Annotated in this window: 17 protein-coding genes and 2 pseudogenes; 12 read left to right on the top strand and 7 right to left on the bottom strand. The window is 60.9% G+C overall.

The window, feature by feature from the left end; translation table 11 throughout:
* The first annotated feature begins 440 nt into the window (after nt 1–440).
* The 5 genes and pseudogenes from icmH (at nt 441) to PFU01S_RS22430 (ending at nt 8,280) form a co-directional block, all read left to right on the top strand.
* Nucleotides 441–1,234 (top strand): annotated as a pseudogene (icmH, locus tag PFU01S_RS06205) (type IVB secretion system protein IcmH/DotU).
* A gap of 116 nt (nt 1,235–1,350) precedes the next feature.
* Nucleotides 1,351–3,537, top strand: a complete 2,187-nt coding sequence (locus PFU01S_RS06200; protein WP_028687498.1) for a type VI secretion system Vgr family protein — start codon at nt 1,351–1,353, stop codon at nt 3,535–3,537.
* The gene (locus tag PFU01S_RS06195; RefSeq protein ID WP_042139225.1) at nt 3,534–4,436 is read left to right on the top strand and encodes a DUF4123 domain-containing protein; all 903 of its coding nucleotides are present in this window, start codon (nt 3,534–3,536) and stop codon (nt 4,434–4,436) included. The genes PFU01S_RS06200 and PFU01S_RS06195 overlap by 4 nt, the downstream gene beginning before the upstream one ends.
* The gene (locus PFU01S_RS06190) at nt 4,424–7,033 is read left to right on the top strand and encodes a T6SS effector BTH_I2691 family protein (protein ID WP_156041700.1); all 2,610 of its coding nucleotides are present in this window, start codon (nt 4,424–4,426) and stop codon (nt 7,031–7,033) included. The genes PFU01S_RS06195 and PFU01S_RS06190 overlap by 13 nt, the downstream gene beginning before the upstream one ends.
* Nucleotides 7,033–8,280 carry a DUF6708 domain-containing protein gene (locus PFU01S_RS22430; protein WP_050437963.1) on the top strand — a complete coding sequence of 416 codons (1,248 nt, stop codon included), beginning with the start codon at nt 7,033–7,035 and terminating at the stop codon, nt 8,278–8,280. The genes PFU01S_RS06190 and PFU01S_RS22430 overlap by 1 nt, the downstream gene beginning before the upstream one ends.
* Before the next feature lie 115 nt (nt 8,281–8,395).
* Here PFU01S_RS22430 and PFU01S_RS06180 read toward each other — a convergent pair whose 3' ends face one another.
* Genes PFU01S_RS06180 through PFU01S_RS06170 form a run of 3 tightly spaced genes read right to left on the bottom strand, consistent with a single transcriptional unit; the run spans nt 8,396 to nt 11,622 of the window.
* A complete protein-coding gene (locus PFU01S_RS06180; protein ID WP_027914885.1) occupies nt 8,396–9,928 on the bottom strand; it encodes a DHA2 family efflux MFS transporter permease subunit in 1,533 nt (510 codons plus the stop codon).
* Nucleotides 9,925–11,118: an HlyD family secretion protein gene (locus PFU01S_RS06175; protein ID WP_027914884.1), complete on the bottom strand. Its 1,194-nt coding sequence runs from the start codon at nt 11,116–11,118 to the stop codon at nt 9,925–9,927. The genes PFU01S_RS06180 and PFU01S_RS06175 overlap by 4 nt, the downstream gene beginning before the upstream one ends.
* A gap of 30 nt (nt 11,119–11,148) precedes the next feature.
* Nucleotides 11,149–11,622: a MarR family winged helix-turn-helix transcriptional regulator gene (locus PFU01S_RS06170; protein ID WP_027914883.1), complete on the bottom strand. Its 474-nt coding sequence runs from the start codon at nt 11,620–11,622 to the stop codon at nt 11,149–11,151.
* Between the two features lie 238 nt (nt 11,623–11,860).
* Between PFU01S_RS06170 and PFU01S_RS06165 the strand changes: the two genes are divergently transcribed.
* Nucleotides 11,861–12,859: a FecR family protein gene (locus PFU01S_RS06165; protein ID WP_027914882.1), complete on the top strand. Its 999-nt coding sequence runs from the start codon at nt 11,861–11,863 to the stop codon at nt 12,857–12,859.
* Nucleotides 12,860–12,870: 11 nt separating this feature from the next.
* Here the strand turns inward: PFU01S_RS06165 and PFU01S_RS06160 are convergent, their stop codons facing one another.
* A complete protein-coding gene (locus PFU01S_RS06160) occupies nt 12,871–14,190 on the bottom strand; it encodes a Na+/H+ antiporter family protein (protein ID WP_028686349.1) in 1,320 nt (439 codons plus the stop codon).
* 215 nt (nt 14,191–14,405) lie between these two features.
* Between PFU01S_RS06160 and PFU01S_RS22865 the strand changes: the two are divergent.
* The 6 genes and pseudogenes from PFU01S_RS22865 to PFU01S_RS06135 form a co-directional block, all read left to right on the top strand.
* Nucleotides 14,406–15,692: pseudogene (locus tag PFU01S_RS22865) on the top strand (methyl-accepting chemotaxis protein); the annotation flags it as partial.
* 102 nt (nt 15,693–15,794) lie between these two features.
* A complete protein-coding gene (locus PFU01S_RS22860; RefSeq protein WP_371259672.1) occupies nt 15,795–16,550 on the top strand; it encodes a methyl-accepting chemotaxis protein in 756 nt (251 codons plus the stop codon).
* 69 nt (nt 16,551–16,619) lie between these two features.
* On the top strand, nt 16,620–17,636 hold the full coding sequence (locus PFU01S_RS06150) for an ABC transporter substrate-binding protein (RefSeq protein ID WP_027914879.1): 1,017 nt from the start codon (nt 16,620–16,622) through the stop codon (nt 17,634–17,636).
* Nucleotides 17,633–18,481 (top strand): ABC transporter permease, encoded by an 849-nt coding sequence (locus PFU01S_RS06145; protein ID WP_027914878.1) that lies wholly within the window; start codon nt 17,633–17,635, stop codon nt 18,479–18,481. The genes PFU01S_RS06150 and PFU01S_RS06145 overlap by 4 nt, the downstream gene beginning before the upstream one ends.
* 90 nt (nt 18,482–18,571) lie before the next feature.
* On the top strand, nt 18,572–19,489 hold the full coding sequence (locus PFU01S_RS06140; RefSeq protein ID WP_027914877.1) for an AEC family transporter: 918 nt from the start codon (nt 18,572–18,574) through the stop codon (nt 19,487–19,489).
* Nucleotides 19,490–19,737: 248 nt separating this feature from the next.
* Complete coding sequence (locus PFU01S_RS06135; protein WP_027914876.1) at nt 19,738–20,589, top strand: CAP domain-containing protein; 852 nt, start codon at nt 19,738–19,740, stop codon at nt 20,587–20,589.
* A 64-nt stretch (nt 20,590–20,653) separates the two neighbouring features.
* On the opposite strand, the gene PFU01S_RS06130 is transcribed toward PFU01S_RS06135, so the two are convergent.
* From PFU01S_RS06130 to PFU01S_RS06120, 3 genes are all read right to left on the bottom strand, one after another.
* Entirely contained in the window at nt 20,654–23,059 is a 2,406-nt protein-coding gene (locus PFU01S_RS06130; protein WP_027914875.1) for a TonB-dependent receptor, read from the bottom strand.
* Between the two features lie 131 nt (nt 23,060–23,190).
* Nucleotides 23,191–24,147 (bottom strand): FecR domain-containing protein, encoded by a 957-nt coding sequence (locus tag PFU01S_RS06125; protein WP_027914874.1) that lies wholly within the window; start codon nt 24,145–24,147, stop codon nt 23,191–23,193.
* Entirely contained in the window at nt 24,144–24,656 is a 513-nt protein-coding gene (locus tag PFU01S_RS06120; RefSeq protein ID WP_027914873.1) for a sigma-70 family RNA polymerase sigma factor, read from the bottom strand. The genes PFU01S_RS06125 and PFU01S_RS06120 overlap by 4 nt, the downstream gene beginning before the upstream one ends.
* Between the last annotated feature and the right edge of the window lie 38 nt (nt 24,657–24,694).

The raw sequence follows: 24,694 nt of genomic DNA, 5'->3' as shown, positions 1-24,694 counted from the left end.
AAGTGATCGACTGAACCTTACGCAGGATAAGCGTGCGTTGTCGGCAACACCTAAATTGAAGTCCAAGAACGCTTATAGGAAGTGCGTCTCACAAAGAAACTTCCTACGATAAGTTAAGAACATCCCTGCGCGACGAAAACAGCAATTAATAATATAAAAGATGGCAACTGGAACACTGTCCTGATCACCCAATCGCCGCGGTGTGCATGACCGTCCACACAGAGCCATTGCCATGGAACAAACCCGTACGCAGCGTCACGACTTCAGCAACGGGGGGTCGCACGATGCCCAACGCTGCTTCGACTGCCAGAGGCCGGCAACTTTCCATCAGCTCCGTGGCAACGGTCGGCAGCAACGATCGTTCCAGGCAAAGAGGAGTTGGTGAGATGAGGAATGCGAGTAACGATCGTCAGGATGACAACACGGGCCTTTTCGATGCGATGGCTAAGCCAGGAACGGCGGCAGGAAGATCCGTTACTGCCCCCAACACGCGCGCACAGGCACAAATGCCTTCGCAGGGTTACCGCGCCGACCCCGACTTTAAACTACGCGGCGGCTATGCCAACCCCATGCTGGATGCCGCCGCTCCCCTGTTCGGCCTGGTGATTCGCCTGCGCACACTGAACTCACTGCCGAACATCAAGGCCGTGCATCAACAGGTACGCAACCAGATCCACACCATCAGGGAAGAAATGCGCCAGCACGGCTACGAGCACGCTCAGTTGCTCGCGTACTTTTACGGCCTGTGTCTGTACATCGATGGTGCAGTCATGGAACGGCCTTGGGGCAAAGCCAGTTGCTGGAGCCAGGAACCCTGCTCAGCATCTTCCACGACGAAACCTGGGGTGGGGAAAAGTGCTTCACCGTGCTCTCGCGCCTGATGCAAGAACCCAAGCGTTATCTGGATGCATTGGAGTTCATGTACTTCGCGTTGTGCCTGGGCCTCAAGGGCAGGTACGCCATTGCGCCGAACGGTGAGGCGTCGTTGAACGCCCTTATCCACCAACTCCACGGGACCATCCGTGAACTGCGCGGACCCACGCCAGAACACGTGTGCGATCCCTACCCCCATGTGACTCCCCGTAACTTACGCATGCGCCGGCAATGGCCGTCGTGGAGCCCATTGCTGGTATCTGCCGGGGCCATGGCCGTGGCCTACAGCATCTACAGCTACCGGCTGCACCTGATTACCACTGAGGTGCTGGGTTCGCTGAACGGCATCTTGCAGCAGTGAGTTGCAGAAAGACGCCAACAACTGGCGCAACCGGATCGCCTGACCCCACTGGCGTGCCCCTGGCAGCCAGGGTTACCTGGATAGTTTGAATCTCGACCGGCAGACAAGGATCGCTTATGCCTCGCCAATCTGACCTGCGTTACAGCTTCCAACCCCTGGTTGGCGATGCAGAATTCGAAGTGGTGTCGTTCACACTCAAGGAAGGCATCAGTCAGCCATTCACCCTCGAACTGCAGCTGATCAGCTACGAACACGACGTCGACTTCGGCCATTTGCTCGACAAGCCGGTGCTGTTCACCCTCTGGAACGGCGCGCGTCCCGTGCGCTACGTGCACGGGTTGGTCAGCCGTTTCACCCAGGCTGAAAGCGGCTTCCACCGCACCTACTATCATGCGCTGGTCGAGCCACGCCTGGCCCGCGCCGGCCTGCGCTCGAACTGGCGTATCTTCCAACACAAGAACGTGCCGCAAATACTGGCGCTGATGCTCAAGCGCCAGGGCATCGACCCGTACGAAATCCACGCCAGCCTGGACCATCAGGTCCGCGAGTTCTGCGTCCAGGCCGGCGAGACGGACCTGGCGTTCATCGCACGCCTTTTAGCCGAAGAAGGCTTCGTCTATCGCTTCGCCCACAGTGAAAAACAGCACACGCTGATCATCACCGATCGGCTGCTGTCACTGGGGTTGATCAGCCATGGCGCCGTCACTGCCGACGAGGAAGACGAAGGCTTTCACGGGGACGATCAGCCCTTGGACGCCCATACCGTCCTGTACCACGCCAACAGCGGTGGGGACCAACCGGTTTTTTGCTTGCGCCGCTTGAACTACAGCGAACAGGTGCGCACGGCAAGCCAGGTTCAGCGTGACCACACCTTCACCAACCCGGCCTACCGCCAGGAACACAGGGCCACGGGCCCGTTCCTGGAGCACCAATCCAGGGACTACGAGTATTTCGACTATCCAGGGCGCTACAAGCGCGATGCCGTAGGTAAACCGTTCACGGAAAACCGGGTCATGGCGTTGCGTCACGATGTGCGGCTGGCGCACGTGCAAGGTGATGATGTGCGCCTGCAACCGGGCCTGAGCTTCACGCTGACCGGTCACCCCAGACGCGACCTCAATGCGCACTGGCGGGTGAACACGGTCACTCACCAGGGCAGCCAGCTCACCAGCCTGCAGGAAGAGGCGACCAATGCCGAGCAGAGCACGCGGTACGCGCTGAGCGCCGTCCTGGTCCCCGGCAGGATCGAATGGCGACCCTCGCCTCTGGCAAAACCGCGCATTGACGGCCCGCACATGGCTACCGTGGTCGGGCCGAAGGGCGAAGAGATCTATTGCGATGAGTGGGGGCGGGTCAAGGTCAGCTTTCCCTGGGATCGCGAGAGCGAGAACAACGAATTCAGCTCCTGCTGGGTGCGGGTGTCACAAGGCTGGGCCGGTGGCAGCTGGGGCTCGATGGCCATTCCGCGAATCGGCCAGGACGTGATCATCCAGTACGTCAACGGTGATCCTGACCAGCCGATGATCACCGGGCGCACGTACTGTGGCAATCAGCTGCCGCCCTACGACCTGCCTGAACACAAGACCCGCATGACCATCAAGAGCCAGACCCACAAAGGTGACGGCTTCAATGAGCTGCGCTTCGAGGATGAGCTGGGACGCCAGGAGGTGTTCATCCATGCCGAGAGGGATCAGAACAATGTGGTCAAGCACGATGAGACGACGCAGATTGGGAACGACAGGTGTGAACGTGTAGCGCGGGATGAGCACATCGATATCGGTCATGACCGACACGAGGACGTGGGCAACGATCAACGTTTGAACGTTGGGAAAGATCATCACTGCCAGATCGGCCAGGATGATGTACTTGAGATCGGACGTCATCGCGTGCTCAACGTGGCACAAGATCGTACGGAGCAAGTCGGTAACAATCGCTATGACAAGACCACAGCCAATCATTCGATAGAAATTGGCGGCCACCTGGAGCAACACGTCGCCGGTCATGTCGAGCTACGGGCAGGGCAAGCGATTCGCCAAGGGACGCAAGTCTTGGAGCTCCAGGCATCAGAAAGCCTGACCATCAGGGCACCCGGCGCAACATTAAGGCTCGACGGCAGCGGCCTTACCATTGACGCCATTGCAATCAACATCAAAGGCCCGGTCGCACAAACCCCAACAGGGCGTTCACATGACCTGGCCATCCGTGCCACGCCAACGCCTGGTGAAGCCATCTGCATCAGCTGTTTATTGAAAGCAATCACAGAAGGTCGGAATGTCGTTCGCCTGGAGGGGAACCCGTCATGACAAACACCTTGTCCAAAAAACTTTTTCTTCCTCTGCGACAAGCAGAACGCTACCAACTTAGCGCCGTTCTCGAACTTTCCACATTAGGCCCTGAACAGTTAAAACGCCTTGTCCCACGTGATCACAGAATACTGCACCCCCTGATGCAACAAGCCGAATTTAGCAACGTGCGTCAGTGCGGCATCGGTTTGTATGCCGTCAAAGGCAAGGCTACAGTACAAAGCCAATCCAACCTTTTCTGGCAATTGAACGAGTTAGCAGCCGATGCCATATGCGGCTGGATCGTCAGCGCATTGCCCACTGCTGCCTTGGCCTCGCACCTGGCGCAAGCCAATACCGTGCTGGGACCTGACGGGCAACGTTATTTACTGCGTTATCACACCGAACACTGCCTGCGCGTGCTGCATGGCCGTAAGGATCTGCCTGAACTCGTCGAATGGTTCGCTCCGATCCACAGTTGGTGGGTGCCTTATCCGGACGCCAATGAAGAAATTTGGGGCTGCCTGATGGGCGGCGACAGGCCGGCCACCCAAGCGCTCAAAGACCTCACGCTGGACGCTGCGTGCTGGGAAGCGCTGGCAGTAGACCCCCTCGAACATCGCCTTGCCGATCAATTGAAAACCTCGCTGACCGTCAGTGGGCAAGCCAAACAGTGCCACAGCGTCCGCCTGGGGAGAGTACGTAAATACCTCAAGGCTGCGCGAGAAGCTGGGTTCATCGAGCAGCAAGACCTGATCACCTACGTCACCCATTTCGCCCTGCTTGGCGACAGATTGACACTCGAGCCCATCTGGCAGACCGCCGTCAAGGAGTCGCTCGAGCAAAGCTTGCCCCTTGATCAACGCCTTCAAACACACCTGCACCGTCTAATTCGCCAGGGGCCCTCATGTTCGATCTGAAGATGCTGATGGAAATCAATCGGCAGAACTGCGAAGCCTTGCAAGACCCTTTATCCATAGGGCCCGCCGTCTCATGCACCCGCACCTTCACCGTTCTGCCATTACGCTATGCCGCCGTGGGCGGTAATCCCCACCAGCGTCAGCAGCTCCCTACTCTGCCTGAACACCTGCGCCACCCGCATCGCACCGCCGCGCTGCATCAGGCGGACTATGCCATTCGCCCGCTGCGTGAAGGTTTCCTGTATGTCATGGAAAAGCGCAGGCTCAGTGGGCAATACAGCCTTCACCCTCCCTATCGAATCGCCGCGAACGGCGCCCTGTCGCTCTTCGACCCTGAACATCCAGAGCCAAAACCGCCTGGCATCTCCACATTCCAGGATGTCGTGCGCGCTATGACCTGGGCATTCACGGTTCATGATCTCGACGACTTGCTCGAGCTTCGCCTGTTCTACAGCCCCGATCCGTTGACCATCGCGGCGCAGCGGCAATTGCTGCGTCGACGCGACCTGCTGCCTGCCGTAGACATAGCGCCCTTCGCCAGCCCCAGCTGCCCAATGCCCAGGCCCTACACGATACGTCCTGACCAGTTGAACCTTGTCGCCGACTTTGCCGCGGAATCCAACGACGTGTTGCGCACGCTGTTGGACGCTCAGGTCTTCAGTACACCAAGCATCAGCTCGCTGGCGGCGGCACGGCAAGCCCTGGGTCCCTTGGGCAGTAAACCTGAAGCACGGGGCGTTGCCGTGGTGGTGGAGGACGCCATCGGCATTACCCAGGAACTCAATGCCTGGCGCAACGCTGGCATGGAACACCTCAGGAATTGGCTGGAAGCCAGTACCGAGAACGGTGGCCCCAGTAACGAGCGGAAGGTGTTGGTTGCTCAAGCCTTTAGCGAGCTGCATGAGCAATTCACGGAGCGAAAGGTTGCCGCGTTGGTCGGTCATTATGACAAGGCGCTACGCGCCAGTCTCGCCTACGTCATGCAGGGTTCGCAGTCGCGGCTGGCCGAACTTTGGGAACAGAAAAAAGAGGCCATCTTCGAAATACACGTAGAAAAAGAGAGGCAGAAGCTCGAAATCCTTGCCGAGAACGGCGAGTTTGCCAAACATTTCGAAGACCGCTACCTGCCACTCGTCAACCTGCAAGGTATGCATCGACACCTGGAGACGTTCGAGGCGCAGAGCGCCGAAGCACAACGTCTCGCCGAGTCCAGAGCGGCAGATCACCTCACGTGGTTGAAGTCGTCCGCACTGGTAGACGCACTTGTCCACTATGATGAGAGCGACCTCACCAATGGCTTGTGCTTTGCACATCAAACGGGCCTATGCGTGATAGGCCTCGAAGGCGTGCCAGCAGGCGCAGCATTGCTCGCCCAATGGTGGCGCGCCGACGATATAACCCCTGACAACCTTGCGCTGCGCTCGTTTGTCCTCAACCAACGTGAGATTGCAGAGGCGCTTGCGCGAACACGTACAGCGCTGGACGCACTGGCGCCAGGTAACGACCCTTTTCTTCAGCTGGAGACGGCCCTTAAACAAGCCAAGGAGCTCGCCGCACACTTCAGCCGGCTGGACAGCCATCTGGACCAGCTCGCGCAACATAGCCCCATCAATACTGCTGGCGCGTTGGCCTGGCTTGGGCAGCTGGGGCACCAGAGCCTGTCAGCGGGTGCGCCCGGCAGCGCTGATCGGTTGCTGTACCGACGCCTGAGCACCTACCTCATTGCCTCACTGGGTCAGCAAGCGGTGGAACTGCGCTTGAGTGAGCAGGCGCTGAACGGTAAAACGCCGTCGCCCGGCCGCGTCGCGGCGCCCATCGTACGCCGGCTTGATCAAGCTTATGCCGAGACATTGCACGGGGTGCACGGGAATCAGTTCTATCGTTTGCGGGTCGCCAGCGGATTACTGCTGTTGGAGGCCGGGCTGCTGTTGTTACAAGGCAGGCGGGATGACAAGGACCGACGCTTCTGGAGCGAAGTGACTGCAGCTGCATTTACAAGTGCGGCTGCGGGGATGGAGCTGCTTGCGGTGGGGACTGAACTGACGATTAGAGGCGTTGGTGGGAACAGCGCCACTGCGCGGGGCGCGCACGTTAGCCTGGGTCGGTATCGATTGTGGGGAGCCGGGTTGGCGGCGGCGGGCGCGGTTATAAGTATTAAGTGGGACTTTTCCGATGCCATTGATGCACAAGCAAGATCTAAACATATGTTAGTAGCGGCTCACAGCGTTAGAGCAAGCGCCATCATCACCTTACTTGTGGGGCAAGGGGGTATAGCATTTTCACAGGCGAGTGCGTTCTTCCATTGGCTAGCAATTCTTGATCCTACTGCACGCATAAGCAACTCATACGCAATGTTATCAAGATTATCTGCAAGACTTGCGGCGAACAGGCCTGCTATGCTCTGGCTCAGCCGTTTGGGCTTGATCGGCGGCACCGTCGTGGTAGTCAGTACTGTTGCCTTACTGATACTCGATGAAAGCGCGTTAGAGAAGTGGTGCAGTAAATGCTGCTTCCGCATTAAAAAAACCACCGAAGGTTACGAAAAAGACACGGAAGAACTTGAAGCTTTATTTAGCGCAATCAGAGAGATAGCGTAATGTATTTTTTTGAATGGCTCACATGGCTCTCCTATATTGACCCCAAGGAAGAACGCGATGCTTTTGAGAAAAAGCATAAAAAGATAAAACTCAAGACAGTCTATGAAAACGACGATCAGGAGATGATCACAGCCGCTAAAAATCCAGCCAGCAGCTCACCCAAGAGCCGAGGACCAGTTTATGCTTGCAACGAGCATATACTGGAAATGCGCTACGGCATGTGGGAAAACAAGCGCGGACTCATCAGCATCATCTCGGCCACCATAGTAGCTACGATTACATCATTCGCATACATGTCAGCAACGTCTCTAATTCGACTAGTAGACATAGTTAGAAACGATCAAGGGGAGCCGTATGGAGCCCATATCTTCATAGCAACTCTTACCAGCAGCTTAATGATATTGATCTCCATAATTTATATAAAGTATGGGTTATGTATCACGCGCTTGGAAATGTTTACGTCGCGCCACTTGCTGATTCGATTCAATCGTAGTACCCAACAGGTTCACCTGCACCGTCCTACTTACTGTGGTGGCATCGTCACACTTCCTTGGCACGGAGTCACGTCCAACGGCTCGAATATAAATTACGCTGCTGCCGGTGGTGTAGGCCTACCTTTGGTGCTTATGTGGCCACCGTCGTTCGCCGGCGCCCTCCATCCAGAACTCGCCCACGTAGGCAAAGCCGCCAACAACTTCACGGAGCTGCAATCCGAGTGGGAGTTCATCCGCCGCTTCATGGACGAGGGCCCGGAGGACCTGCCCCGCCCACCTATGACCTCGCACTTCCCCTGGCCCTGGCAAGCCTTTACCCCTCAATTCGAAGGCCTGACCCACTACTTTCGAAAATCCTCTCGAATCATCAAACTCGGCCTGGTCTTGATCTCGCCCGCCTTCCTGATCATCGGCACCGGCCATTGGCTAAGCCTGATGCTGTGCTGGAAACCGCGCTGGCCCAAGATCATTCGTGAAGCCGGTTTGCCCGGGAAACCCGTTCCGCCATTGACCACCGTCAATGACTATCCACCGGCCATTCAAGAGCGGTTACGCGAAAACGCTTACCTCTGGGCCGTTCGCCCAGGTAAACGCCCGGAGAGGAAGAAACGCACCTCGACTCGGCGGCTAAAGACCGAAGTAGAAACTTCGACTGCCCAAATGAGTAGGCCCCGTGAAGCCCCCGTGATGATCAGCCATGACGATGCAGTGAAGAGCAGAAGCGCGGACTCAAAAAACATCGGCTCCCCATGAAATTCTCTTTAGGGCTGCTGTGCAGCCCATCGAGGTCGGTCCGGCGCTCCGGCAAGACCGCTCCTACTGGGCTCCGGTATTTAGCAAAACACCGGTCACGCAACCCAAATCAAACTCAATGCCCGCCCCCCGGCCCCGCCTTGGCCGTAAACGGCGGCTTCGCGAACCAGACCAACAAAATCAGCCCTGCGAACACCCACGTCATCATCATGAAGTAGTCCACCGTCGACATCATGTAAGCCTGCCCGTTGAGCACCTGCTCCAACTGCGCGTAGTTGTGCAGGTTCGCCCCGCCCATCTGCTCAAGCGTATGCCGTGTCGCCGGCTCGTACTGGCTGATGTGCTCACTCAAGTAAGCATGGTGCTGGTCAGCCCGGCGGATCCAGATCCACGTCGTCAGCGAAGCCGCAAAGCTACCCCCCAATGTGCGCAGGAACGTCGCCAAGCCTGATCCATCGGCGATTTGCTGGGGCGGCAGGTCGGACAACAAGATGCTCAATGTGGGCATGAAGAACAGCGCAACCCCGATGCCCATGAACAACTGCACCAATGCCACATGCTGGAAATCCACCTGGCTGGTGAACCCTGCACGCATGTAGCAACTGCTACCGATCGCCAGAAACGCCAGCCCCGCCAGAATCCGCAAGTCAAAGCGATGCGCGTACTTGCCCACGAATGGCGACATGATTACCGGCAATATCCCGATAGGCGCCACGGCCAAGCCTGCCCAGGTGGCGGTATAGCCCATCTGCGTCTGCAGCCACTGGGGCAGGATCAGGTTGATGCCGAAGAAGCCTGCGTAGCCACCCACCAGGACGATGGTTCCCACGCGGAAATTGCGGTGGGCGAACAACCGCAGGTTCACCACCGGGTGCCGGTCGGTCAGCTCCCAGATGACGAATACAGCCAGGAACACGACGGATATCAGCGTACCGGTGATGATGAACGAGGACTCGAACCAATCAAGGTCGTTGCCTTTGTCCAGCACGACCTGCAAGGCCCCTACCCCAACGATCAACGTCAGCAGCCCTATGTAGTCCATCGGCTGTCGGCTGGTGACCACCGGACGATCGCGCATTTGCTGGCGCACCACCGCAGCGGCGAACAGGCCGATGGGCACGTTGATGAAGAAAATCCACGGCCAGCTGTAACTGTCCGTGATCCACCCACCCAGGATGGGCCCGGCGATAGGGGCCACGACCGTCACCATGGCCAGGAGTGCGAGCGCCATCCCCCGCTTGGCAGGGGGATAGACCGCAATCAGCAAGGTCTGGGTCATGGGATACAACGGACCGGCTACCACCCCCTGCAATACCCGAAAGCCCACAAGCTCCGGCATCGACTGGGCGATGCCGCACAAGAACGATGCCAGCACGAACAACAAGGTCGCCCACAGGAACAACTTCACCTCGCCAAAGCGTCGGCTCAACCAGCCTGTTAGCGGCAAGGCGATGGCATTGCTCACGGCGAACGAGGTGATCACCCAAGTCCCTTGCTCGTAACTGACCCCCAGGTTGCCCGAGATGGTCGGCAAGGCCACGTTGGCAATGGTGGTGTCCAGCACCTGCATGAACGTGGCAAGCGACAGGCCGATGGTGGTCAGCAGCAGGCTAGGCGGCGTGAACTGGGCGGCGGCGTTATTGCTCATCGCTGTGCCGTCTTGCCAGGCGCGCTGTTGTCACGGATCAGTTGCTCGATCAGCTTGTCCGCCTCGACCAACTGGCGATCGTAGACGTCGGTGGTGTAGCTCGCCTGTTGCGCAGGTTGCTGAGCCAGGGCCGGGCCACTCTGGTCGTGCAAGTCCACATCCACAACCGTGGACAGGCCGATACGCAAGGGATGGTCCTTCAACTGGTCGGGGTTCAAGTGAATGCGCACAGGCACCCGCTGCACGATCTTGATCCAGTTGCCGGTCGCGTTCTGCGCAGGCAGCAAGGCGAACGCGCTGCCGGTGCCGGCACCCAGGCTGTCCACCGTGCCACTGTAGGAGACATCGCTGCCATACAGGTCGGCAGTGATCTCAACCGGTTGGCCGATGCGCATCTGGCGCAGCTGGGTTTCCTTGAAGTTGGCGTCGATCCACACCTGGTCAAGCGGAATCACTGCCATGGTGGCAGTACCGGGTTGCAGGCGCTGCCCGAGCTGCACGCTGCGCTTGGCAACGTAGCCGGTCACTGGCGCTACCAGCGTGGTGCGCGCATGAGCCAGGTAGGCCTGACGCAGATCGGCCGCCGCGGCCATGACCTCTGGGTGCGAAGCCACCACGGTGTCATCGACCAAAGCAGCACTGGTACTCAGTTGCTGGCGGGCACTGTTAACCGCCGCCTGGGCAACACTCAGGTCATCGCGCGCATGGGAAAGCTCTTCGCCGGCGATAGCGCCGCTTTCGGCCAGCACCTTGCGCCGGTTGAAGTCCTGCTGGGCCTTGCGCAATTCAGCCTGACGCGTCTGCAACTGAGCCTTGAGCGAATCGACGTTGCTGTACAGACCGCGCACCTGCCTTACCGTACGCGCAAGGTTGGCCTGAGCCGATTGCAGGGCCACTTGGCTGTCGGCCGGGTCGAACTGCAGCAAGACCTGGCCGGCATGCACCAGGTCGCCATCGTCGGCGCCAATGCTGGTCACCGTCCCGGTCACCAACGGCGTGATTTCGACCACGTTGCCGTTGACGTAGGCGTCATCAGTGCTCTCGTACCAACGCCCAACCAGGCTGTACCAGGCCCAAGTGCCTAGCCCACCGAGGATCAGCAGCACCAACAGGCCAATCAGCCAGAGCTTGCGCTTGCGCGAGGAGGTGGGTGCCTCGGTAGGTGCAGGGGTGTCTGAGGAAGTAGCCATGACAATACCTTGGAATAAAGGAAACGGGGTTCAACGATCACCGAAGCGACGGATCGTCAGCGGATCGCCAGCGCCAAGCAGTACCTTGGCCAACAGACGCTCCAAGTCTTTGAGCTCATCGGCCGCCAGGGCGCCACACAGCTCGTTCATGGCGGCAGCTCCGATCTCGGGCAAACGGTCGGCCAGCCGCTGGCCATCGGCCGTCAACGCCAGGCGCACCACGCGGCGGTCCGTCGGGCAACGGGTACGCACCAGCAGGTCCTTTTGCTCAAGGCGATCGAGCATGCGCGTCATCGATCCGCTGTCCAGGCCCAGGTAGCGGCAGACCTCCGCCGGGGTATCGACCTGGTACTGCGTCACGATGATCAACACCTTGAACTGCGCGGCAGTAACGCCCTCGGACTCCAGGTGCCAGTCGAGGATCCGATCCTTCAGAAGCGCCGCGCGGCCCAACAGCATGCCGATGGCGCACGTCTCGAAATTGTCTGGCGAGAAATGGGGCATGAATGATTGCTCGAACAAGTGTGTGTAAATATTACTGCCTAGGCAGTGAATGTCAAAGACTTAATTAGCTTGCTATGTACGTGACACGAGCGCCTTTATTCATGGCGCGAAGCGTTCTCAAAAGCGAAAAATCTGAAGGCTTTTGCCGGAAAAGGCCGGGAAATGAAAGGGTTTGGCGGCTTTCCGTGTTTCTCGACGCGGTGGTGGAACGTTAGAATGCGCAAAACCTGGAGCCGCGATGAACCAAGACCGCCCGACTATCCACACCGATGACAGCATGGCCGACGCCGCTGCGCACTGGTGCATGCGCCTGCATGAAGGCGATTGCACCACTGCCGAGCGTGAGGCTTTTGCCCAGTGGCTGGCAGCCGATCCGCGTCATGCCGAGGAATACCAGGCCATGCTGGATATCTGGTACACGGCCGACTTGCTGCCGCGTCCCGTTCAAGCGAATGGGCACCCTGCCCCCGTGCGGCGCAGCGGTCGCAGGTGGCGCGCTCAGGCTTACGCTGCCGTCATCGCGTTGGCGGCTCTGCCGCTGGTGGGGTGGATCGGCTGGGAGCAAGGCTGGGTTCCCAACCGCTACCAGCACGTCGAGACGACGGACCACATGCAGACCGTGCAGTTGAGTGACGGCAGTACGGTGCAGCTCAACCTGAACACCGACCTGACCTACCTCAACTTCAAGCACCAGCGCCGTGTCACGCTCAAGCGTGGCGAAGCCTTCTTCACGGTCCACCACGACAGCTCGCACCCCTTCGTGGTCCGCGCAGGCAATGGCCAGACCCGCGTGACAGGTACCCGCTTCAATGTCTGGAAATACCAGGACAGGGTCAAAGTGACCCTGGTCGAAGGATCGGTGCTGGTATCCAGCGAGGGCAATGCGGGCTATCGGCTTGGCCCCGGTATGCAGGCCACCTACCGCAAGGGCGACTATGAGCCCCAGTTGCTGGAAAACAGCAACTTCGCCGACGCCCTGGCCTGGCGCAGCGGCAAACTGGTGCTCGACAACTTGACCCTCGAACAGGCACTGCCGGCCATAAACCGCTACCTCGACAAGCCACTGAGGCTTGCCGATGTCGGTACCGGTCAGATTCGTATCAGCGGCATCTACAACACCCGGGAAGTAGGCCAGTTGGTGAACAACCTGCCCAAGGTGCTGCCGGTCTACCTGACCCGCAGCAACGACGGCAGCACGGTGCTCAACCGTATTTCGCCGCCGCCCGCCAAGCGCTGAGTGCCCTGCTGTTAGAGCGTCATCGCCGCAAACCACCCGAAGGCCAACAGCGGCAGGTTGTAGTGGATGAACGTCGGCACCACCGTGTCCCAGATGTGATGGTGCTGCCCGTCCACATTGAGCCCGGAAGTCGGACCCAGGGTGGAATCCGATGCTGGCGAGCCTGCGTCACCCAACGCGCCTGCCGTACCGACGATACACACGGTCGCCAAAGGGTCGAAGCCGAGCTGGACGCACAGCGGTACGAAAATCGCAGCCAGAATCGGTACGGTGGAAAACGACGAGCCAATGCCCATGGTGACCAGCAGGCCCACCAGCAGCATCAGCAAGGCACCTATCCCTTTGCTGTGGTTGATCCAATGCGCCGAGGTTTCGACCAGGCTTTGCACATCACCCGTGGCTTTCATGACGTCTGCAAAGCCAGAGGCGGTGATCATGATGAAACCAATCATGGCCATCATCTTCATACCTTCGGTGAACAGATCATCGGTGTCGCGCCACTTGACGATGCCTGAGAGCGAGAAAATCAAGAAGCCGACCATCGCGCCGATGATCATCGAGTCCACCAGCAGCTGAACGACGAACGCGGCGACGATTGCAATGCCGGCCACCAGTAGCGTCATCGGGTTGTAACGCACGCTCACCTGTTCGACCTGCTCGATACGCGCTAGGTCGTAGTCGCGTTTTTTTCGGTAGCTGACGAACATCGCCACTATCAAGCCCACCAACATACCAGCGGCGGGAATGGCCATGGCGTGGGTAACGTTGACACCCGTGATGTCGACCCCTGCACGCGCCACGTTGGCCAGCAGAATCTGATTGAGGAAAATGTTGCCGAAACCCACAGGCAGGAAAATGTAGGGCGTGATCAGGCCGAATGTAATGACGCAGGCGATCAGGCGCCGGTCGATACGCAGGCGGGTCAGCACATAGAGCAGCGGCGGCACCAATAATGGAATGAAGGCGATATGGATGGGCAGAATGTTTTGCGACGAGACGGCCACCACCAGCATCAAACCGATCATCAACCATTTGACCCTGCCACCTTGGTCGTGGCCTTGCCGGTCGATCATGGCCAATGCCCGGTCGGCCAACGCATGCGCCAGGCCGGATTTGGCGATGGCCACGGCAAAGGCACCCAGCAACGCATAGGACAGTGCCACGGTAGCCCCCCCGCCGAGCCCACCATTGAAAGCTTCAAGTGTGCCTTGCACACCCAGGCCGCCGACCAGCCCACCTGCCAGGGCACCGACGATCAGGGCGATGACCACGTGCACGCGGGACAGGCTCAGTATCAGCATGATGCCGACCGCGGCAATCACTGCATTCATGGGGGGCTTACCTCACTGGGAACAAAAAAGCGCGCACTCTGACGCAGTGCACGGCAGATGTCAAAACTGCCAGGCAACGGCGGATTGCCCGCAACCGGCGGATTAAATTGAATGTTTGAATAAAGAAAAGTCTGTAGGAGCCGATACCCACCTGGGGCTGGAAACCGCCTCGCCCGTGCCCTAACCCTTACTTGTCATAAAAAGGGATCTGCCCCATGCCTCTGCGACAACTTTCCATCCAATGGAAAATCACATTGCTGGCCGGCCTGTGCCTGGCCGGCATCGTCACCCTGCTCATCGGTTTGTCCCTGTACCGGATGGACCACAGCTCGGACCTGGTCAAGGCCAGCAGCATGCAGATGCTGACCGAATCGGCCCAGTCGCGCATCGAATCCCAGGGCGAGGTGCAGGCCCTGAACATCCGCCGCCAATTCATGGATGCTTACCAGTACGGTGCGGGCTTTTCCAGGCAGGTACTGTTCCTGCGCGAACAGGCCGAAAAGCGCTTTCTCGATGCGTTCGACCTGCGCGAGGACATGACCCGGCAGGTGCGCGCCGCGCTCCAGGCCAACCCCGATCTGCTGGGCCTGTCACTGGTGTTCGAGCCCAATGCGCTGGACAGCAAGGACAGCCTGTTCGCCGGCCAGGCTGAGCTCGGCAGCAACGAAACCGGGCGCTTCGCCCTGTACTGGTCGCAACCGCACGTGGGCCAGCTCACCTCGATGGCCCTGCCCGAGCGCGACATGGCCGACACGTCCATCGGGCCCAGCGGCCAACCTGCCAACACCTGGTGGGTATGCCCGCGTACATCGGGCAAGGTCTGCGTGGTCGAACCCTACTTCTATGCCATCGATGGCCAGCAGGTGCTGATGACCAGCATCGTCTTCCCGCTGGTGGTGGACGGCAAGGCGATCGCAACCCTGTCGGTGGACATCAACCTCAACAGCCTGCAGGCCCTGAGCGAACAGGCCAGCCGCAGTCTCTACGAAGGCCGCACCACCGTCGGCATCCTCAGCCCGGTGGGCTTGCTGGCAGGCTACAGTGCCGATGCCAGCAAGCTCTCCCAGCGTTTCGATCAGATCGACACGACCAAAGGTGCGGAGCTTGTGGCCAAGATGGCCGACGGCAAGATGACCATCATCAATGACCGCCAACGCCTGAAAGTGCTCGCGGCCTTCCGCCCGATCCCGGACGCCAAGCCATGGGGCGTGTTGCTGGACGTCCCCGAAAACGCCCTGACCGGGCCCGCCGAGGCCCTGAAGCAGGAACTGGACGCCCTCAACACCAGCGGTACCCTGCTCGAACTGGGCCTAGGCCTGGCAGCAGCCATTTTTGGCCTGCTGATGGTGTGGCTGATGGCCCGGGGCGTTACTCGCCCGATACTGGGCGTGGCGGCCATGCTCAAGGACATCGCCAGTGGCGAAGGTGACCTGACCCGCCGCTTGACCTACGACAAGCAAGATGAACTGGGTGAACTCGCGGGCTGGTTCAACCGCTTCCTGGACAAACTCCAGCCCACCATCGCCGAGGTGAAACAGTCGGTACAGGCCGCCCGCTCGACGGCCGATCAGTCCTCGGCCATCGCCACCCAGACCAGCGCCGGCATGGAGCAGCAATACCGCCAGGTGGACCAGGTAGCCACCGCCTCGCACGAGATGAGCGCGACCGCCCAGGATGTCGCCCGCAGCGCAGCGCAAGCCGCGCAGGCGGCCCGCGACGCCGACCAGGCAACGCGCGAAGGGTTGGCGGTGATCGATCGCACTACCCACAGCATCGATTCGCTGGCCGCCGACATGAGCACGGCCATGGCCGAGGTGCAGGGCCTGTCGCAGAACAGCGAAAAAATCGGCTCCGTACTGGAAGTCATCCGCTCGATTGCCGAGCAGACTAACTTGCTGGCGCTCAACGCCGCCATCGAGGCAGCCCGAGCCGGTGAGGCCGGGCGCGGCTTTGCGGTGGTCGCCGATGAGGTTCGCAACCTGGCCCAGCGCACCCAGGAGTCGGTCGAAGAAACCCGCCAGGTCATCGAGGCCTTGCAGGACGGTACCCGTGAAGTGGTGGGCGCAATGGACAACAGCCATCGTCAGGCCCAAAGCGGCGTGCAGCAGGTCGGCCAGGCCGTGACCGCCTTGCAGCGCATTGGCCAGGCGGTGACGGTCATCACCGACATGAACCTGCAGATCGCCTCGGCAGCCGAGGAGCAAAGCGCGGTGGCCGAGGAGATCAACAGTAACGTGGCGACCATTCGCGATGTCACCGAGTCGCTGTCAGGCCAGGCCAACGAATCGGCGCGGGTCAGTCAGTCGCTCAATGCCTTGGCCAACCAGCAGCAGGCATTGATGGACCAGTTCCGCGTCTGAGTCTGCCCCCTGTGCTGCGTCGTCTACACTTGCCCCATTCCCGAAGGGCCGTAGACGACGAGGTCAGGCATGAAAAGAGGTTCATCGCTGCTGCTCGGGGTGCTGTTCGCCCTGGGCCTGGCCGCTGCCGACAGCGCTAGCGCTGCCGATCAGAAGCCACCCATCCGCTTTGGCGCCCTTACCTGGGAAAGCGGTGCCTTCACCACCGAACTCCTGCGCGTGATCGTCGAGCGTGGGTACGGCTACGCCACCGAGACATTGCCTGGTAGCACGGTCAGCCTGGAAGTCGCCCTGGCCCGCAACGACCTGCAAGTGATCGCCGAAGAATGGGCCGGTCGCAGCCCTGCCTGGGTCAAGGCCGAGCAGGCAGGTCAGGTGTTTGCGCTGGGCGACACGGTCAAGCATGCCGAAGAAGGCTGGTGGGTGCCGGCGTATGTCATCGAAGGCGATGCGTCGCGCAAGCTCAAGGCCTTGGCGCCTGAACTGCGCAGCGTCGAGGATCTCAAGCGCTACGCTGCGGTGTTTCGCGACCCCGAATCACCCGACAAAGGCCGTTTCCTGAACAGCCCCAGTGGCTGGACGTCCGAGACCGTGAACAGCCAAAAGCTCAAGGCCTATGGGCTGGACCAACTGTACACCAACTTCCGCACAGGTTCCGGGGCCGCGATGGATGCGGAGATCGGGTCGGCCATTCGCCGGGGCCAACCGGTGCTTTTCTACTACTGGAACCCTACCCCGCTCATGGGCCGCTACAAGCTCGTGCGGCTACAGGAACCTGCATTCGATGCCCAGGCCTGGGCGACCTTGACCGACCCTGCCAACCCAGCCCCAAAAGGCAGCAGTTCGCTGCCGGCGAAACTCTCGGTTGGCGTGTCCAAAGCCTTTCGTGAGCAATACCCGGACGTGGTCCAGGTATTCGAACGGGTGGATCTGCCTATCGACACGCTCAACCAGGCATTGGCGCAGATGAGCGAAAAACGTACCCCACCCCGTGACGCCGCCTTGGCGTTCATGCGCCAGCACCCGCACGTGTGGAAGGCTTGGCTTCCCGAGCAGGTGGCCACCAAGGTCGAGGGCGGTCTGTGAGCAATGGTTTCCCCCAGGCTTTGCAGTTTTCCTTCGCCGATCAGGTCAACCGCATGGTCGACTGGTTGGTACTCCATTATGGGGACCACCTGCGCAGCGTCTCCGACCAGTTGCTGCAAGTGCTCGTTGGCCTTGAAAACCTGCTGCGGCTCATGCCGTGGTGGCTACTGCTGGCGGCGGTCGGTGCGCTGGCCTGGCATGCTTGCCGAAGCCTGCTGCGCAGCTGTGTCCTGGTAGGGCTGCTGGCGGTCATCGGTATGCTGGGGTTATGGGACAAACTGCTGCAGACCCTGGCGCTGGTGCTGGTCAGTACCGGGTTGTGCGTGCTGGTTGGCATACCGTTGGGCGTCGTGCTGGCCGCTCGACCGTTGGCAAGGCGCCTGGTAATGCCAGTGCTCGACGTGATGCAGACCCTACCCGCTTTCGTCTACCTGATTCCCGTGTTGATGCTCTTCGGTCTGGGCAAGGTGCCTGCGGTTTTCGCGACCTTGATCTATGCCCTGCCACCGTTGGTGCGACTCACTGAACTTGGGTTGAGTCAGATAGACCCGTCGTTGCTCAAAGCCGCCCAAGGCCTTGGCGCGACCCGTGCCCAGCGGCTCAGGCGCATCGCACTGCCCCTGGCGCTGCCCAGCATCATGGCCGGGCTCAACCAGTCGGTCATGATGGCCCTGTCGATGGTCGTGGTCGCCTCGATGATTGGGGCGCGAGGGCTTGGCGAAGATGTGCTTGCAGGCATCCAGACGCTGAACGTTGGTCAAGGCGTCGAGGCCGGGCTGGCCATCGTGGCACTGGCCATGGTCATCGACCGTATCAGCCAGGCGTATGGGCGTGGACGGCGTTGAAAGGCCATAGCCAGGGCGGTAGGACGGGCATGGCAAAGCAAGTGTCCGGCCGGTACTCTGTGCAACGTACCCGGCCACGGATCTGCCTCCATGCTGCATGTGCTGTTGACCACCCTGCTCCCCATCATCCTGTTGATCGCCCTGGGCACACTGCTGCGGGTGCGTGGCTTCGTCTCGGACAGCTTCTGGCCGGGAGCCGAGCGCCTGAGCTACTACGTGCTGCTGCCCTCGTTGTTCCTCCATGGCCTGGCCACTGCCAACCTGGACGGGGTGCCGGTGCTGGCCATGGTCGCGGTGCTGATGCTTTCGACCCTGTCCGGGGCGTTGCTGTTGGTGCTTTATCAGGGCATGCGCCAGCACGACGGCACCGACTTCACGTCGCTGTTTCAGGGTGGCATCCGGTTCAACAACTACATCGGCGCGACCTTGGCCGCGGGCATCTACGGCAGCGCGGGCATCGCATTGGCAGCAGTGGCCAACGCAGCCATCGTGCCACTGGTCAATCTGCTCTGCGTGCTGGTGTTCGCGCGCTTCAGCGCCCGGCACAGCTCGCCGCTGACGGTGCTGCGGGCGATCCTTGCCAACCCACTGATTCTAGGGTGTGCGGGGGGCATGCTGTTACGGGTGACGGGGCTGGGCCTGCCGGCTGGCATCGAGCCTACCCTTGGCGCGCTAGGGCATGCCGCGTTGCCGCTGGGGTTGCTGTGCGTCGGTGCGGCCCTGGGTGGTGCACGTCTCGGTGATCAGGCCCAGCCATTGATAGCGGCCTGTGTCTTCAAGTTCCTGGTGATGCCGGTGACGACATGGGGGCTCTGCCGCCTGCTCGGCCTCAGTGGCCAGGCCGCTGTAGTGGCGGTGATTTTCCAGGCGCTGCCAACGGCATCGTCGTCCTACGTCATGGCCAGGCAAATGGGCGGCAACGCGCCTCTGATGGCGACCATCATTGCGGTACAGACGGTGGCGGCGGCGGCCACGCTTCCTCTGGTCCTTTCACTGTTGTTGGGCTGACAGCTGCACAACATCATGCATGGCCGATATCATGCCGAGTGCAAGTCCGGTCCACGCACACCCAGCATTGCCCACTACACCTGGCCTGCACGCCGCCGCACTTTTTGCCCAGCCTGCGGTCTACTCTCCCTTACGACCGACAATGACTGCAGGCGTTTTCAATGCGTTGCACAGCTCGGGTCAAAACCATCGGGCTTGTGTAGGATAGGCAGCGCCTACTCGCCGCTGCCAGCCTCAGGGAGAACCATATGCGCGTCCTGTCATCTGTCGCTGCCTTCACGCTTGGGCTGATCGTTTCCTCCCAGGCACTGGCTGTCACGGGCGAAGAAGCACAGTTGATAGCGGCCATCAACGTCTACCGCAGCCAGGCGCAGCCCTGTGGCGAGCAAGGCTCGCTCGAACTGCCGCCGCTCAACAGCGACACACGCCTGGCACTGTCTCCCGAAGGCACTCGTGACCTTCAGCAGGCCATGACCCGCGCCGGTTACCCCATGGTCAACGTACAGGCGATCAGCCTGTCTGGCCCCCGAGATGCACCCGCTGCCATGCACGCCATTGAAGAAAGCTTCTGCCAGGTGGTGCTCGATCCTCAGTTCGTCGACATCGGCGTCAGCCAGGAAGGTCGGGATTGGCGCATTGTGCTGGCGCGCCCCCTGCTCTCTGGTCGCTTGGGCGACTGGCAGGCGGAAGGGCAAAAGATGCTCCAGGAAATCAACGCCGCGCGTCAGCAGCCCCGCCAGTGCGGCGGCCAACCCTACGCCGCCGCACCTGCACTTGGCTGGAACACCGTGCTGGCCGGAGTGGCAGCCGGCCACACGCGGGCCATGGCCAACCAGAACTTCTTCGATCACATCGACAAAGAAGGCCGCACCCCAGGTGATCGGGCCGAGCTTGCCGGTTATCTGTACCAGCAGATTGGCGAGAACATCGCCGCCGGGCGCGACACGCCGCACAAGGTGGTTCAAGGCTGGCTGGACAGCCCAGGCCACTGCGCAGTCCTGATGAGCGCCGACTTCCGGGACCTCGGCGCAGCCTATGCCGTAGACCCGAAGAGCGATGCCGGCATCTATTGGACGGCCCTGTTCGGCTCGCCGCAATAGCGCCTGGTTGAACCGGCGACACCCGACACCCGCAGTGTTGGCCCCGGGCTTCAGGCTGGCCGGATCAGAAACCCAGCGTGGCAGACAGCAGGTAAGTGCGTGGCGTCGACAAGGTAAGCCCCGGTTCGGCGTCATCCGGCGCGCCTGCTGAGCTCCAGTAACGGTCGTCGAGCACGTTTTCGACGCTGGCGCGCAGGGTCACCTGCGTGTCGTCCAGCTTGAAGGCGTACCGTGCCCCCAGGTCATAGCGTTCCCAGCCGTCGATCTTCTTGCTGTTGTTCTGGTCCAGGTACTGGGAGCTCGAGTGCGTCCCGCGCGCCGTCAGGGTCAGCCCCTGGACCACCGGCACATCCCATTCGGCCCCCAGGTTGACGTTGTACGCGGGCGTTGCGGGCGCACGGTTGCCATCGTAGGCCCCCCTCACGGTATCGGTCAGCTCACTGTCGATGTACATCACCCCGCCCAGCACACGCACCCCTTTCGTGGGTTCACCGAACACGGTCAGCTCCACACCCCGGTTGTTGCGCTTGCCATTGGCGCCGAAGACCCGGGAGCCGGGGTTGGTTTCATAGGCAGGCTGACGGATTCTGAAGGCGCTGGCCGTGAACGCCACGTTGCCCAGGTCATACTTGGCACCCACTTCCACCTGGCGGCTGGTGAAAGGCGGGAAAATCTGATCCTCGTTGATCGAGGTGGACGGTGCGATCTTGCCTTGGCTCAAGCCTTCCATGTAGTTGGCATACACCGACAGCTCCTCCGTTACCTTGTACAGCACACCACCGGAGGGCGACACCTTCTTCTCGTCATACGCCGTGTCGCCTTTGACCCCATCACTCCAATCGTCCACCTGCACCCGCTGCCAGCGCAGCCCCAGGGTCAACAGCAATCGGTCATCAAAGAAGCCGAGGGTGTCGGACAACGCCAGCCCAGAGAAACGGTTCTCGGTGTAATCCTTCGAATCGAGCCGCGTCGGGGTACCTGGCGTGGGCGTCGCCGTCGGATGATAGAGGTTGCCGGGTGAGGCGGCGTAACGGGCACCCCCATTGGTGAAGTCCATGTAGTAGTACGTGGCAGCCAGGTTGATCTCGTGGCTGACGGGCCCGGTGTGCAACCAGGTCCTCAAGCCCGCCAAGGCAGTGCGTACCGATTCATCCCTGCTGAAATCGCGGGGCTGGATGGTGAAGTCGCCAGCATTGTTGATCACAGAGACGTTATGGCGCAGGAAATCGTGTCGGCTCTCCCGGGCACCCACTGCGCCATAGGCCAGCACAGAATCGCTGAGGTCATATTCGGCATGCACTGCCCCGAAGGTATCGTTGGTGCGCGCCTTGCTCCACGCCTGGGCGTAGTTGCGGTGCACATCGCCAGCACGCGGTACCTGGGCGCTTGCCCCTACCAGCACACGCTCCTGAGGGGCATCGGTGTCACGCTCGGTATGCCCAAGGTCGGTCGAAAGCCGCAGGCGCTCGCCGCGAAAATCCAGCCCCAGTACGGCCATTTCGCGGTCCACTTGCTGGTGGTCCCATTCGGTATCGCCAGACTGTTTCACCGCGTTCAGACGCATGCCGAACTGCTGCTGTTCACCGAACCTTCGCCCTACGTCAACGGCCCCGCCTACCTGGCCCGCCGAGGCGTAGCTGCCGGTGAACTCGGTGATCGGCGTGTCGCCAGCGCGTTTGGGTTGGACGTTGATGCCGCCGCCGACGCTACCCCGTGGCGCAATGCCGTTGATCAACTGGCTGGGGCCCTTGATGATGTCGACCCGTTCGGCCATCTCCATATCGATCGAATAGGTAGGTAGCAAGCCATAGAGGCCGTTGTAGGACACATCACTGTTATACAAGCTGAAACCGCGAATGGTGAACTGCTCGAAACGCCCACCGGCCGGGTTGGTGGCACGAACCGAAGGGTCGCTGGCGACCAGTTCGCTCAGGGTGCGGGCCTGTTGGTTCTTCACGAGGTCGCTGGTGTAACTGGTGATGCTGAACGGCGTTTCCATGAAATCGCGCGCACCCAGCAAGCCCTGCGCGCCTTGGCGGGCGACCTGCCCGCCTGCATAAGGGGGTGCCTCGTCGGTCGCCGGTAGGCCACCGACGATGCTGGTAGGGGCTATTTCCAGCGGGCCACTTTGCTGGGGCGACGGCACGAGAGTGAAAGCATCTTGGCCCACGGCTACCCATTGCAGACCGCTGCCGCGCAGTAACTGCGTGAAGCCTTCATCGACGCTGTATTGCCCGGTCAGCCCTTCGCTGCGCAGGCCCTTGACCAGCGCTGGGTCCAGCGACAAGCTGACCCCTGCTTGATCGGCGAAGCGGGTCAATGCCGCCCCCAGGCTCGCCGCTGGCACTTGGTAGGTGCGCCGGGCTGGCTCATCGGCCCAAGCGGGCGTGCCGAGCAGCAGGCTGATGGCGAACAATGGGCGTGCTGCCCGCACCCATGGGCGCAGGTGGATGGACTTTACTGCAGGCATCTATAAAGCTCCCCTTTATGGTGTTCTAGGGGTAATGACAGGCGAGTCCGGAAAAGGGGACAGCTTCTCGTTGATATCACGTGCAATGCGTCGCAACGCAGCGTTCGGGGTGAACTTGGCGGGTTCGAGCTTCAGGCAGTCGTTGCTCGCGGCACCAGCGTGATCCAGTAGCGGGTACGGGCTACCACCTGCACCGGCAGGCTTGCCGCGAGCAGCGTCAATACCTGGTCGGTGTCATCCAGTCGGAAGGTGCCGGTCACCCGCAGCCTGTCCAACGCCGGATCCCAGCGCAGCACACCTGGGCGATAGCGGCTCAACTCCACCAGCAGGTCGGCTAGCCGCTGATCGTCCAGGCGCAACACGCCATCACGCCATCCCAGTCGCCATGCCTCGAAGATACCGACATTTCGAATACCTGACGCCACAAGGTCGGCCTGCTGACCGGCGTTGAGGCGCAGGCGATTACCCCCTGAGGGCTGCACGTCTGCCCTGCCCTGGACTACCGCGACCTGACACCCTGATTCGATCAGGCGGACGCACACCTGTCCAGGGCCAAGGGTCGCACCACCCAGCGACACCTGGCCTGAAGGCACCTGGATGGTCAGGGGTTGAAGGCCAGGCGTGGTGACTGAAATTTCGCCGCGTCGCAACCACACCTTGTGATTTACGGTGTCCAGGTCGACAGCGCTGTCGGTGTTCAATTGCACCGTGGTGCCGTCATTGAACGTCACCACTCGACGCTCACCTACATCCGTGCGCAGGTCGGCAGTCCAGGCCTCAAGGGGCAGTTCGTGGCTCATCCACCAAGCCATGGGCATCAGCGCTGCCAAACCGAGCATTTGCCCAAGGGCGGTACGCCGGCTCTGGTCCGGACGGTCCAGCGTGGCCATGGCCAGACTGGCAGGCAAACCGGTGAAGCGCTCGCGCAAGCGCAGCGCCTGCTGCCAGGCAGTCTCATGCACAGCGCTTTGGCTGCGCCACTGCTCAAGCCCGGCCAGGTCCGTCTCACGGGTATCGCCTGAATCGATGAGCGCCAACCATTGCGCGGCCTCGCGCAAAGCTTCCCGCAGGTGCTCAGGCGCGCTCACAGGAGTTCGGCCAGCAGGCAGTGCTCGTAAGCGTGCGCCATGTAGCGCTTGACCGACCGCTCGCAAACACCAAGCCGGCTGGCGATGTCGGCGTAGCTCAGTCCTTCGAGCTGGCTCAGCAGAAAAGCCTTGCGCACGACTGGCTTCAAACCGCCCAGCAATTCATCGAGTGCCTGCAGCGTTTCGAGCAACAACCAGCGCTGCTCGGGCGAAGGTGCGTGCTGTTCGGGCAGGTGGGCCAGGGCCTCAAGGTAGGCTTTTTCAAGGCTGCGGCGTTGGTGCAGGTTGCTCAGCAGTCGCTTGCCAACTGTCAACAGGTAGGCGCGTGGTTCGCGGATGTCGGTCAACGGCTGGGCGCTGGCCATCACGCGAAGGAAGGTATCCTGACTCAGGTCGGCCGCATCCCAGGCATTGCCCATGCGCCGTCGTAGCCAGCCCTCGAGCCAGCCACGGTGCTCCCGGTAGAGGTCGGGGAAGCTTTGCGAGGGCGGCGGCGCGGCTTCGAACATGGACAAGTCCCTGCGATGATGTAAATAGGATTAATTCT

The sequence above is a fragment of the Pseudomonas fulva NBRC 16637 = DSM 17717 genome, assembly GCF_000730565.1.
GTDB lineage: Bacteria > Pseudomonadota > Gammaproteobacteria > Pseudomonadales > Pseudomonadaceae > Aquipseudomonas > Aquipseudomonas fulva.
The sequence above is the reverse complement of the archived record's forward strand: the minus strand, read 5'-3'. Positions and strand labels throughout refer to the sequence as shown.